The sequence below is a fragment of the Micromonospora sp. BS32 genome (genome assembly GCF_059089345.1).
Genome location: NZ_JBSSHR010000019.1, coordinates 100,443 through 111,852, shown reverse-complemented (window position 1 = coordinate 111,852; position 11,410 = coordinate 100,443). Strand labels below are relative to the sequence as shown.

Sequence of the window (11,410 nt, the reverse complement as noted above, 5' to 3'; positions counted from 1 at the left end):
GGCCGCCCCCACCCCCGTCGCGTGCCGGCACCGGGCCGGCAGGACAGGAGGAGACGATGACGGAGTTGACCCGTACCCCGGTCAACGTGGTGAGTGACGATCAGCGGCGGTCCGACGTGGCGACGACGCCGCCGGCCGCGACCGCGTCCCGCCGGTTCCGGGTACGCCCCGGCGCCGTCGGCCTGCCGCTGCTCGGCCTGGTGATCGCGCTGGCCGTCTGGTGGCTGGTCACGTCCGGGCTGAAGCTGGTGCACCCGGCGTCGCTGCCGCCCCCGCAGGACGTCTGGCGGGCGCTGACGGCCGCGACCGACGTGCTGCTGCCGGCGCTCGGCATCACCACCGGCATGACGCTGCTGGGCTTTCTGCTCTCGTCGGTGGCCGGGGTGCTGATCGGGATGGCGCTGGCGGCCTCCCGCCGGGTGGAGCGGATGTTCGCGCCGCTGCTGGTGGCGGTCAACGCGGTGCCGAAGATCGCGCTCGGCCCGCTGCTGGTGGTCTCGGTCGGCTGGGGCCAGAAGCCCATCCTGACCATGGTCTTCCTGCTCTGCTTCTTCCCGATCGTGCTCTCCACCGCGACGGGGCTGACCACCACCCCGGCGGATCTGGCCGAGCTGGCCCGGTCGTTGAACGCCTCGTGGTGGCAGGCGTTCCGCAAGGTGCGCTTCCCGGCCGCGCTGCCGCAGATCTTCGTCGGGCTCAAGGTGGCCATGCCGCTGGCCGCGATCGGCGCGGTGATCGGGGAGTTCTACTCGGACAAGCCGGGGCTGGGCTACCAGATCCTGCAGTACAACGGCATCGGCGACACCCCGACGGCGTGGGCCGCGATCGTGCTGATCGCGATCATGAGCATCGTGCTCTTCGCGGCGCTGTCCCTGGTCGAGCGGATCGCCCTGCCCTGGGTCCGGGCCACCACCTCGGCCCGCTGACCGGTCCCGGTGTGGCCCGCCGCAGGCGACGGGCCACACTGGCGGCTCAGCTGGCGAGGCGCCAGCGCCCGCCGCGGGCGACGAGCGTGGTCAGCGCCTGGGGCATCAGGCCGGAGTGGTTGTCCGGGGTCATCCGGATCGGCCCGGAGAGGCCGTCCAGCTGGGACGTCTCCAGCACGTCCCGGATGCCGTCCCGGTTGACCCGGTCGTCGCCCCCGCCGGCCCGCAGCGAGGCGTCGGCGACGAGTTGGACGGCGTCCGCGGCGAACGAGGAGAAGCCGTGGTAGCCGCCGAAGCGGGCGGTGTAGTCCTGGAACCACTGCCGGCGGGCGGCCTTGGCCGGGGTGGTGGCGATGACGTCGTCGATCACCATGGTCTGGGTGAAGACCAGGGTGGCCCGCTCGGTGGCCCGGCCGCCGGGAAGGAACAGGTCTCCCGCGGCCGCCGCATCCAGGAAGAGCGACCCGGCGAACTTTGCCTGGGTGGCGCTGACGGCGGCGAGCGTCGCCTGCTCCGGCGGGGTCCAGATGACCAAAGCGTCGGGGTCGTTGCGGGTCAGCCTGCGGACCTGCTGGCTGACATCGGTGTCGGTGCCCTTGACGTTTTCCTGGTCCAGCAGTTTGATGCCGGCCTTGCGGAATTCGTCGCCAAGGGCGTCGAGTCCCTCGCGGCCGTAGTCGTCGTCGCTGTACAGGATGGCGACCTTGCGAATGGCGCGGCGGCGCAGTTCGGTGGTGAGCGCGTCCGCGCTGTCGGCCGCGTTCGGGGCCAGCTTGAACACGTACCGCCGGTCCGCGACCGGGTCGGCGACGGCGCCGGAAGCGGCGAGCGCGATGGTCGGGATCTTCTTCTCGTTGATGGTGCGCACGGCGCCGACCGCGCATTCGTTGCAGCCACCCATGATGATCGCGCTGACCTTGGAATCGTTGCTGAAGTCACCGATGTTGCGCAGTGACTCGCTGGCGTCGGAACGGTTGTCCTTCACCTGAAGCTTGATCTTCCGTTCACCCAGGGCGCCGGAGGAGTTCAGCTGCTCGATCTTCAGTTCCAGGGCACGCTGGTACGCCTTGCCGATCGGTGCGGAGGCGCCGGAAAGTTCCAGGTCGGCGGCGATGACGATGGGGCTCGCGTCCTCCTGCCCCGCCCCGAACGAGCAGCCGGTGAGCGTGGTGGCCAGCACGGCCGATGCGAGCGCCACGATGGTCGCGGAGCGGATGGGGCTCAACTCAGTCCTCCAGGTGCGGCGCGGGACGCTGCCCGGTCACCGCCGCTAGTCCGTCCTCAGTGGAAGAACGGGATTGGGTGCCGTACGGTGTGCGTGAAAGCCTGCAAAACCTTGCCAATGCGGGGCGGCTGCGGTCAAGCGCAGATGCCAGCGGCGGTTTCGGGACGCGAATCCCACATGGTGGGGTCATCAGATATTTACAGATGCTCACTCCGGAGAGGCTGTGCGGCCACTCTGGAGTGACATTGCCTGTTCAGAGCGTGCGCGGCAATGAGGGTAAATCGCAACGGGCTCGTTGGTTGACCGTTTCGTGCCTCACTGCGGCTTCCCAAACAGGACCAACTCTGATGAAATCGCGGCCGTGCCGCGCGTGGCGCTGTCCGTTGCACCGGGCGCGGGTCGGTGGGTCAGGCGTGGAAGAAACGACGGAGGCGATGTCGTGAGCACCGGACCGACGACCCTGCCCGAGATCGGCGACTCCGCCGGACGTGACCGGGGAAGGCGGCTGCCCCGCCTGCGGGACGCGCGGATCCGCTCGAAGCTCGCCCTGATCCTGGTCGTCCCGGTCGCCGCCGTCATTGCACTGGCAACAATCCGACTCGTCTCCACCGGCGAGGGCGCGGTCGACGCCACCCGGATCCGGTCGCTGACCGCGCTCTCCGTCGACGTCAGCGCCCTCGCGCAGGACCTGCATAAGGAGCGGATGGCCGCGGCCGGCTACCTGGCCAACCCGCAGCAGCGCCCCGACGACTACAACCTGCGGGTCCGGGCCACCGGGGCGCGGATCGACGCGTACCGGGCCGAGCGGGGCACCATCGGCGACGTCCCGGCGGCGGTGCGGGACCGGCTCAAGGTCATCGACGACCACCTGGAGACGCTCGACGCCACCCGGCAGGAGGTGCTCGACCGCCGGCAGATGCCGGTCGCCGAGGCCACCCTCCGGTACGGCGTCATCCTCACCGACCTGGTCTCCTACGGCGACACCCTGGCCCAGCTCCCCGGCCAGGAGAGCCTGGCCGACGCCCGCCGCGCGGTGGCCGCGTTCTCCCGGGCCAAGGCGGCGGTCGCCGAGGAGGAGGCGGTCGCCTTCACCGCGCTGAGCGGCGGCCGACTCGACCAGGAACAGCTCTCCTCCTTCCTGGCCACCCTCACCGGCCAGCAGGAGGCGCTGCTCTCCTTCTCGCTGGCCGCGGACCCGGATCAGCGGGCCCTGGTCGACGGGGCGGTCTCCGGCGACGCGGTCGGGCTCGCCGACCGGGTGGGCACCGACATCACCCGCTCGGTCGGGCTGCGCTCGCCGGTCAGCGCGGCGGACGCCAGCGCCTCGATCGGCGCGGTGAACGACCTGATGCGGTGGGCCGAGCTCCAGCTCCAGGACCGGCTCCTCTCCCGGGCCGAGCAGGCCCGCAGCGACGTGACCCGGCAGGCCGTCGTCGAGTCGGTGCTGGTGCTGCTCACCCTGCTCATCGCGATCAGCCTCGCCGTGGTGCTGGCCCGCTCGCTCAACCACTCGCTGCGCCGGCTGCGGGAGGGCGCCCTCTCGGTGGCCAACCACGACCTGCCGGACGCGGTACAGCGGCTGCAGAACATGGGCAGCGTCGGCGACGGCGGCGTGGAGGAGATCGTCCGCCAGGTACGCGACCCGATCCGGCTGGAGAACCGGGACGAGGTCGGCCAGGTGGCGCTGGCCTTCAACGTGGTCCACCGGGAGGCGGTCCGGGTCGCCGCCGAGCAGGCGGCGCTGCGTACCAGCGTCTCGGCGATGTTCCTCAACCTGGCCCGGCGCAGTCAGACCCTGGTCGACCGGATGATCGGCGAGCTGGACGCGATCGAGCGCGGCGAGGAGGACCCGAAGCGCCTCGCCCAGCTCTTCGAGCTGGACCACCTGGCCACCCGGATGCGCCGCAACGACGAGAACCTCCTGGTCCTGGCCGGCGCCGACTCGGCCGTGCCGCGCCGCGACGACGCGCTCCTGGTGGACGTGCTGCGGGCCGCCCAGTCCGAGGTCGAGCTCTACAACCGGATCGAGTTCGGCACCGTGGACACCGACATCTCGGTCTCCGCCCACGCGGTCAACGACGTGGTCCGGCTGGTCGCCGAGCTGCTCGACAACGCGACCCGCTTCTCGCCGCCGACCACCACGGTGGTCGCCGACGGCCGGCGGATCCGGGACTACGTGCTGATCCAGGTGGAGGACCGGGGACTCGGCCTCACCGACGAGCAGCTCGACTCGCTCAACCGGCGGCTCGCCGCGCCGCCGACCGTGGACGTGGCCGCGTTCCGGCTGATGGGTCTGGCCGTGGTGAGCCGGCTCGCCTCCCGCTACGGCATCCGGGTGGAGCTGCGCCGCAACGTCGAGGGCGGCACGGTCGCCCAGGTGACGCTGCCGAACGCCACCGTGATCCTCCCCGCCCACCGGGGCCGGGACCAGTCGATCATGCGGCCGCGTCAGCCGATGGCGGTCGAGCAGACGCCGCTCACCCCGGTCGGGCTCGGCGACCAGCTGCCCGGTGGCCGGACGGCGACGCTGACCGACCAGTGGCGTACCGCGCCGCCGGCTCCGGCGCCCTGGCAGCCCCCGGTCGACGCGCGGGACACCGCGTCGGCGGTGCGCCTCGGCGGCCCGGTGTCGTCCCCGCCGGCCGTGCCGACGTCCGCGGTGCCGACCTCTGCGGTGCCGACCTCTGCGGTGCCGACCTCTGCGGTGCCGACCTCTGCGGTGCCGACCTCTGCGGTGCCGACCTCTGCGGTGCCGACCTCTGCGGTGCCGACCTCTGCGGTGCCGACCTCCGCAGTGCCGACCTCCGCGGTGCCGACCTCCGCGGTGCCGGCGGAGCCCGCCTCCTTCGGCGGGTTCTCGGCGGGCAGCCCCACGGTGGCGAACCCGGCCATCGACCCGTTGCCGAAGCGGTCCCTGGCCGGTGAGGGCGCCCCCGGGCTGCCGGCCGGACCGGTGGCCGGCGCCCCGGGCGCCCCGACCGCCGAGTCGTACGCCCCGTTCGGCGCCGCGCCGGCCGCACCGCCGTCATACGCCCCGGCCGCTCCAGCGTCCTACGCCGCGGCGCCGTTCGCCGCGCCGCTGACCCCGGCCCCGACGCCGGTCGCCCCGGCGGTGCCGTACACCCCGCCGGCCGCGGCGCCCAGCGCCCCGGTGGTCGCCCGGCCCACCCCGCCGGCCGACTCGCCGATCTTCCGGGAGATGGAGGCGGTCTGGTTCCGGTCCCACGGGGACGACGCCACCGCGATCTTCACCCGGCCGCGCTTCGACGACAAGCCGGCCGCCGCCGCCCCGGCCGTGGGGCGGCCCACCGCCGCGTCGCCGGCCCGGCCACCGCTGCCGACCCGGGTGCCGGCCGCGCCGGCGGCCAGCGGCACCCCCACCGTCGCCCCGGCGGCCAGCGACCCCGAACCGCCGGCCGCCGCCACCCCGCCCCCGTCGTACGTCCCGCCGCCGGTGCCGTCCGCGCCGCCGGCCTCCCCGGCGGCGCCGGAACCGGCCACCGCGCCGGAGCCGGCTTCGGAGGCCTGGCGCACGGCCGCCGACGACGGCTGGACCCGGGCCACCAAGGCGGCCGAACCGGCCGCCGCCGGCACCACCCGCTCCGGTCTGCCGAAGCGGGTGCCGCAGGCCCAGCTCGTGCCGGGCGGCATCGAACCGAAGGGTGGCCGGGACCGCAGCCGGCGCACCCCGGACGAAGTACGTGGCCTGCTCTCGGCCTACCACCGTGGCGTACAGCGCGGGCGGACGGCCGGGGCGGACCTGAACAGCACCTCGACCAAGGAGACGAGCCGATGAACAGGCCAGCTGCCATGCAGGACATGGGTTGGCTGCTCACCAACTTCGCCGACAGCGTGGCGGGCATCGCCCACGTCGTGGCGGTGTCCGCGGACGGGCTGCTGCTCGCGTCCTCGCGGGACCTCCCCACGGACCGGGCCGACCAGCTCGCCGCGATCACCTCCGGCGTGGTGAGCCTGACCGAGGGCGCCGCCCGGATGTTCAGCGCCGGCGGGGTCTTGCAGACCGTGATCGAGATGGACAGCGGCTACCTCTTCCTGATGTCGATCAGCGACGGCTCCTCGATGGCCGTGCTCGCGGCGCGCAGCTGCGACGTGGGGCAGGTCGGGTACGAGATGGCGCTGCTCGTCGAGCGGGTGGGTGCCGCTCTGGTCCCGCTGCCGCGGGACGCCGTGCGTTCCTGACACGGCGGCTGCACGGCCGGGCGCGACCGCGCCCGGCCAGGGAATGAGGGATCCGGGGCCGCTGGCCCCGGGCGGGAGGAGGTGATCGCGGATGGAACCACGGCGGGACCCGCGCGGTGCGTTGGTGCGCCCGTACGCGGTCACCCGGGGTCGTACCGAGCCCAGCCGGGACATCGCCCTGGAGGCGGTGCTGTCGTCCACCCCCACCCAGGTCGCCGAGTCACGGTTCGCGGGGCACGACAAGTACCGCATCGCCACGGTCTGCGAGGGCCGGGCACAGTCGCTGGCGGAGATCGCCGCGTATACCCGGATGCCGCTCGGCGTCACCCGGGTGCTGGTCGCCGACCTGGTGGCCGATGGCCTGCTGACGCTACACACTGCCGCTCCCGCCGAAGGATTCGAGGAGCGGATGAACCTGCTGGGAAGGGTGCTAAGTGGACTTCGCGAACTATGACCCCGCCGGGGCGCGCCGCAGCCGGGAGATCATCTCCGCGAAGATCGTGGTCGCGGGTGGCTTCGGCGTGGGCAAGACGACAATGGTCGGGGCGATCTCCGAGATCACGCCGTTGACCACCGAGGCGTTGATGACCGCCGCCGGCGTGGGCATCGACGATCCGTCGAAGGTGCCCGGCAAGGAGACCACCACGGTCGCCATGGACTTCGGCCGGATCACCATGGCGCAGGACCTCATCCTGTACCTGTTCGGCACGCCGGGCCAGACCCGCTTCTGGTTCATGTGGGACGAGATCATCCGGGGTGCGGTGGGTGCCGCCGTGCTGGTGGACACCCGGCGGATCACCGACGCCTTCGCGCCGCTGGACTACTTCGAGAACCGCAACCTGCCGTACGTGGTGGCGCTGAACCGGTTCGACGACGCGCCGCAGTACGAGCCGGAGGAGGTCCGGGAGGCGCTGGCCATCTCGCCGGACGTGCCGCTGGTGATGTGCGACGCCCGGCAGCGGGAGTCGGTCAAGCAGGTGCTGGTGACGGTGGTCGAGCACGCCATGCTCCGGCTCCAGGCCGATCAGGGGCGGGACTACCCCGCGCCGGTGGGCTGAGCCGTACCGGCTGCGGGTGGCCGGTTCATTCCACCCGCAGCCGGTAGCCGCGCTTGACGACGGTCTGCACCACCCGGGGGGCCCGCAACCCCACCCGGAGCCGGGCGACCGCCATCTCCACCGCGTGCTCGTCCGCGCCCCGAGGCAGGGTCCGCAGCAGCTCGGTACGGGAGAGCACCCGGCCCGGCGCGGCGGCGAGCGCCCGCAGCACCGCCATCGGGGCGGGGGCGAGCGGTTGCAGTTCCCCGTCGACCAAAGCGGCGTGCCCGCGCAGGGTCAGCACGTGTCCGGCGGCCTTGACGCTGACCGTCCGGCGGGGCAGCTCATCGACGATCGTCCGGACCAGCGCGCCCAACCGGGCCCGGCTCGGCGCGCTCACCGGCACCCCGCGCCGGACCAGCGGCTCCGCCGTGACCGCGCCGACGCAGCTGGCCAGTACGTCCCCGCGCAGCGCCTCAAGCACCGTCTCGGTCCGGTCCCCGGCCGCCCGCAGCAGCGCCTCGGCGGCCGGCGCGGAGGTGAAGGTGACGGCGTCCACCAGCCGGCCGGCGACCAGGTCGATCAGCCTGTGCAGCGGCGCCGGGTCGGTCGGCGGCGCCCACCGGTAGACCGGCACCTCGATCACGGTGGCCCCGGCCTCCTCCAGCGCCTCGGTGCACTCCGGCTGCCGGTCGCCGTGCAGCTGCATGGCGATGACCTGGCCGGCCACCCCGCGCCGGCGCAGGTGGTCGACGACCTCCTCGCAGCTCTCCGAGTCGGGGGACCACTGGTCGTGCAGTCCTGCGGCCCGGATCGCGCCGCGCGCCTTGGGCCCCCGGGCCACCACGTACGACCGGGAGAGCACCCCGCGCAGCGGCTCGGCCAGTCCCCAGCCCTCGGCCGCCTCCAGCCAGCCGCGCATCCCGATGCCGGTGTTGGCCATCAGGATGTCCGGCGGGCGGTCGAGGCAGGCCCGGGTGGCCTCGCGCAGGTCGGTGTCGTCGGCCAGCGGCACGATCCGCAGGGCCGGGGCGAGCACCACCCGGGCGCCGCGCCGCTGGAGCAGCGCGGCCAGCTCGTCGCGTCGCCGGTCGGCGGTCACTCCGATGGTGAAGCCGGCCAGTTCGTCGGCCATCACTCCTCCAGTCGCAGCCGCACCTCGACCAGACCGTCCCGGCAGCGCGCCGGGTGCCGCCGCAGCCGCACTCCGGGCAGGTCGAGACAGTCGCCGGTGCACAGGTCGTAGACCTGCTTGTGCAGGGGGGAGGCGAGCGTCGGCACGCCGCCGCGGCTGCCGACGATGCCCCGCGACATCACGTACGCGCCGCCGACCGGGTCGAGGTTGTCGACGGCGTACAGCTCGCCGCCGGTGTGGAAGAGCGCCACCTGCACGCCGTCGACCAGGGCGGCGACGCCGCGGTCCGGGTCGAGTCGGTGGAGCGGGCAGACCGCGGTCCAGTCCAGGGTCGTGGTGTTCATCGCCGCACCTCCGGCAGGCCGAGTGCGACGGGCTGGCGGCGGCGGTCCGCGCCGGCCCCGGGCGGTGCCCCGCGCGCGGGTACCGGCTGACCGCGTTCGACCGCGAAGGTGATCGACGGGTCGGGCACGTCGGGGGCGTTGACGAAGGAGGTGAACCGGCGCAGCCGTTCCGGGTCGTCGAGCACGTCGCGCCACTCGTCGGAGTACGACGCGACGTGCCGGGCCATGGCCGCGTCGAGCTCGGCGCAGAGCCCGAGCGAGTCGTCCACGATGACGGCGCGCAGGTGGTCGAGGCCACCCTCCATCGCCTCGATCCAGGCGGCGGTGCGTTGCAGCCGGTCGGCGGTGCGGATGTAATACATCAGGAATCTGTCGATCAGCGAGATCAGCGCTTCCGTGGACAGGTCGGTGGCGAAGAGGTCGGCGTGCCGGGGCCGGAAGCCGCCGTTGCCGCCGAGGTAGAGGTTCCAGCCGGTCTCGGTGGCGATGATCCCGAAGTCCTTGCTGCGCGCCTCGGCGCACTCGCGGGCGCAGCCGGAGACCGCCGACTTGATCTTGTGAGGGGCGCGCAGCCCCCGGTAGCGCAGCTCCAGCGCGACGGCCAGCCCGACCGAGTCCTGCACCCCGTACCGGCACCAGGTCTCGCCGACGCAGGACTTCACCGTGCGCAGCGCCTTGCCGTACGCGTGGCCGGACTCGAAGCCCGCGTCGACCAGCCGCCGCCAGATCTGCGGCAGCTGCTCGACCCGGGCCCCGAACAGGTCGATCCGCTGCCCACCGGTGATCTTGGTGTAGAGCCGGAAGTCGCGGGCCACCTCGCCGATCACGATCAGCTTCTCCGGGGTGATCTCGCCACCCGGGATCCGGGGCACCACCGAGTAGCTGCCGTCGCGTTGCAGATTGGCCAGGAAGTGGTCGTTGGTGTCCTGCAACGACGCCCGCTCGCCGTCGAGCACGTGCCCGCTGCCCAGCGAGGCGAGGATGGAGGCCACCACCGGCTTGCAGATGTCACAGCCGCGCCCCCGCCCGTGCTCGGCGATGAGCTGCGAGAAGCTGCGCACGCCGCGCACCCGGACGATGTCGAAGAGCTCCTGCCGGCTGGCGTCGAAGTGTTCGCAGAGCGCGGTCGACTGCGCCACCCCGGCCGCGTCGAGCAGCTGCTTCAGCATCGGCACGCAGGAGCCGCAACTGGTGCCGGCCCGGGTGCACGCCTTCAGCGCCGGCACGTCGGCCGCGCCGCCCGCGATCGCCACGTCGATGTCGTCCCGGGTCACCGCGTTGCAGGAGCAGACCTGCGCCGCGCCGGGCAGCGCGGTCACCCCGCCGCCCGCCTCGCCCGCCGGGGCGAGCAGCGCGAGCGGGGGAGCGGGCAGCGGCCCGCCGACACTGGCCCGCAACGTCGGGTAGGCCGTGGCGTCCCCGACCAGCACGCCGCCGAGCAGCGTCCGCGCGTCGTCGGAGAGGACCAGCTTCGCGTACGACCGGGTGGCCGGGTCGGTGAACGTGACGTCCAGGCAGCCCGGGGTGGTCCCGTGCGCGTCCCCGAACGAGGCCACGTCCACCCCGAGCAGCTTCAGTTTGGTGGCGGTGTCCGCGCCGGGGAAGGTCGCCGAGCCGCCCAGCAGCCGGTCGGCGACCACCTCCGCCGTGGCGTACCCGGGGGCGACCAGGCCGTGGCAGGTGCCGTCGACCGCCGCGCACTCGCCGACCGCCCAGATCCGCTCGTCAGCCGTCCGGCAGGTCGGGTCGACCAGCACGCCGCCGCGCGGGCCGAGGGCCAACCCGGCCGCCCGGACCAGCTCGTCGCGGGGGCGGATGCCGGCGGCGACCACGACGAGGTCGGCGTCGACCGTGCTCCCGTCGGAGAGTTCGAGGGTGCCGACCGCGCCGGCCGGGCCGGGCCGCAGCGCGGTGGTGGCCACCCCGAGGTGGGTGGTCACCCCCAGTTCCTCGACGTAGCGCCGGAGCATCGCCCCGCCGGCGGGGTCCACCTGCACCGGCATCAGCCGGGGCGCGAACTCCACCACGTGGGTCGCGAGCCCCAGCAGCCGCAGCGCGTTCGCCGCCTCCAGCCCGAGCAGGCCGCCGCCGATCACCGCGCCGGTCCGCCGGCCCCGGGCGTGCTCCCGGATCGCCGCCAGGTCGTCCAGGGTGCGGTAGACGAAGACCCCGGGCAGGTCCGTGCCGTCCACCGGCGGCACGAAGGCGGACGACCCGGTGGCCAGCACGAGCGCGTCGTACGGGTGCTCGCCGGTCGCGGTGGTCACCACCCGCCGCTCCCGGTCGATGCCGGTGGCCGGCTCGCCGAGGCGCAGCTCCACCCCGTCGTCGGGGGTGTGCAGGTTCAGCTCCTCGGCGCTCACCCCGTCGAAGTACGCCGAGAGTCGCACCCGGTCGTACGCCGGCCGGCCCTCCTCGGCGAGCACCGTCACCCGCCAACGGCCGTCGTGGTCCCGGGCGCGCAGCGCCTCGACGAACCGCTGCCCGACCATGCCGTTGCCGACGACCACCAGTCTTCCGCCGGTCATCGCGTCACCTCCTAT

Annotated in this window: 9 protein-coding genes and 1 pseudogene; 6 read left to right on the top strand and 4 right to left on the bottom strand. The window is 73.7% G+C overall.

The genetic code is table 11. The features are described 5' to 3' along the window. The first annotated feature begins 56 nt into the window (after positions 1–56). Positions 57–926 carry an ABC transporter permease gene (locus tag AC5RWQ_RS24345; RefSeq protein WP_494284971.1) on the top strand — a complete coding sequence of 290 codons (870 nt, stop codon included), beginning with the start codon at positions 57–59 and terminating at the stop codon, positions 924–926. Between the two features lie 46 nt (positions 927–972). On the opposite strand, the gene AC5RWQ_RS24340 is transcribed toward AC5RWQ_RS24345, so the two are convergent. Further along, the gene (locus AC5RWQ_RS24340) at positions 973–2,151 is read right to left on the bottom strand and encodes an ABC transporter substrate-binding protein (protein ID WP_494284970.1); all 1,179 of its coding nucleotides are present in this window, start codon (positions 2,149–2,151) and stop codon (positions 973–975) included. Between the two features lie 703 nt (positions 2,152–2,854). Between AC5RWQ_RS24340 and AC5RWQ_RS24335 the strand changes: the two are divergent. From AC5RWQ_RS24335 to AC5RWQ_RS24315, 5 genes and pseudogenes are all read left to right on the top strand, one after another. Continuing rightward, a pseudogene (locus tag AC5RWQ_RS24335) lies at positions 2,855–4,483 on the top strand (sensor histidine kinase); the annotation flags it as partial. A gap of 206 nt (positions 4,484–4,689) precedes the next feature. Then, positions 4,690–5,076 carry a pentapeptide repeat-containing protein gene (locus tag AC5RWQ_RS24330; protein WP_494284974.1) on the top strand — a complete coding sequence of 129 codons (387 nt, stop codon included), beginning with the start codon at positions 4,690–4,692 and terminating at the stop codon, positions 5,074–5,076. Positions 5,077–5,943: 867 nt separating this feature from the next. After that, entirely contained in the window at positions 5,944–6,351 is a 408-nt protein-coding gene (locus AC5RWQ_RS24325) for a roadblock/LC7 domain-containing protein (RefSeq protein WP_067313320.1), read from the top strand. Positions 6,352–6,442: 91 nt separating this feature from the next. Next, positions 6,443–6,805, top strand: a complete 363-nt coding sequence (locus AC5RWQ_RS24320) for a DUF742 domain-containing protein (protein ID WP_494284969.1) — start codon at positions 6,443–6,445, stop codon at positions 6,803–6,805. Continuing rightward, a complete protein-coding gene (locus AC5RWQ_RS24315; protein WP_494284968.1) occupies positions 6,786–7,409 on the top strand; it encodes a GTP-binding protein in 624 nt (207 codons plus the stop codon). Before AC5RWQ_RS24320 ends, AC5RWQ_RS24315 begins: the two co-directional genes overlap by 20 nt. A 25-nt stretch (positions 7,410–7,434) precedes the next feature. Here the strand turns inward: AC5RWQ_RS24315 and AC5RWQ_RS24310 are convergent, their stop codons facing one another. The 3 genes from AC5RWQ_RS24310 to nirB are packed head-to-tail and all read right to left on the bottom strand — an operon-like array spanning position 7,435 to position 11,395. Further along, positions 7,435–8,523 (bottom strand): uroporphyrinogen-III synthase, encoded by a 1,089-nt coding sequence (locus AC5RWQ_RS24310; protein ID WP_334488189.1) that lies wholly within the window; start codon positions 8,521–8,523, stop codon positions 7,435–7,437. Then, entirely contained in the window at positions 8,523–8,867 is a 345-nt protein-coding gene (gene nirD, locus AC5RWQ_RS24305; protein WP_494284967.1) for a nitrite reductase small subunit NirD, read from the bottom strand. Before nirD ends, AC5RWQ_RS24310 begins: the two co-directional genes overlap by 1 nt. Further along, positions 8,864–11,395 carry a nitrite reductase large subunit NirB gene (gene nirB / locus AC5RWQ_RS24300; protein ID WP_494284966.1) on the bottom strand — a complete coding sequence of 844 codons (2,532 nt, stop codon included), beginning with the start codon at positions 11,393–11,395 and terminating at the stop codon, positions 8,864–8,866. The genes nirD and nirB overlap by 4 nt, the downstream gene beginning before the upstream one ends. Positions 11,396–11,410: the final 15 nt, after the last annotated feature.

Excerpts from the sequence above, each read along its gene's own strand:
- AC5RWQ_RS24345 (WP_494284971.1), top strand. The coding sequence starts at position 57 with ATGACGGAGTTGACCCGTACCCCGGTCAACGTGGTGAGTGACGATCAG.
- AC5RWQ_RS24325 (WP_067313320.1), top strand. The coding sequence starts at position 5,944 with ATGAACAGGCCAGCTGCCATGCAGGACATGGGTTGGCTGCTCACCAAC.
- AC5RWQ_RS24320 (WP_494284969.1), top strand. The coding sequence starts at position 6,443 with ATGGAACCACGGCGGGACCCGCGCGGTGCGTTGGTGCGCCCGTACGCG.
- AC5RWQ_RS24310 (WP_334488189.1), bottom strand. The coding sequence starts at position 8,523 with ATGGCCGACGAACTGGCCGGCTTCACCATCGGAGTGACCGCCGACCGG.
- nirD (WP_494284967.1), bottom strand. The coding sequence starts at position 8,867 with ATGAACACCACGACCCTGGACTGGACCGCGGTCTGCCCGCTCCACCGA.
- nirB (WP_494284966.1), bottom strand. The coding sequence starts at position 11,395 with ATGACCGGCGGAAGACTGGTGGTCGTCGGCAACGGCATGGTCGGGCAG.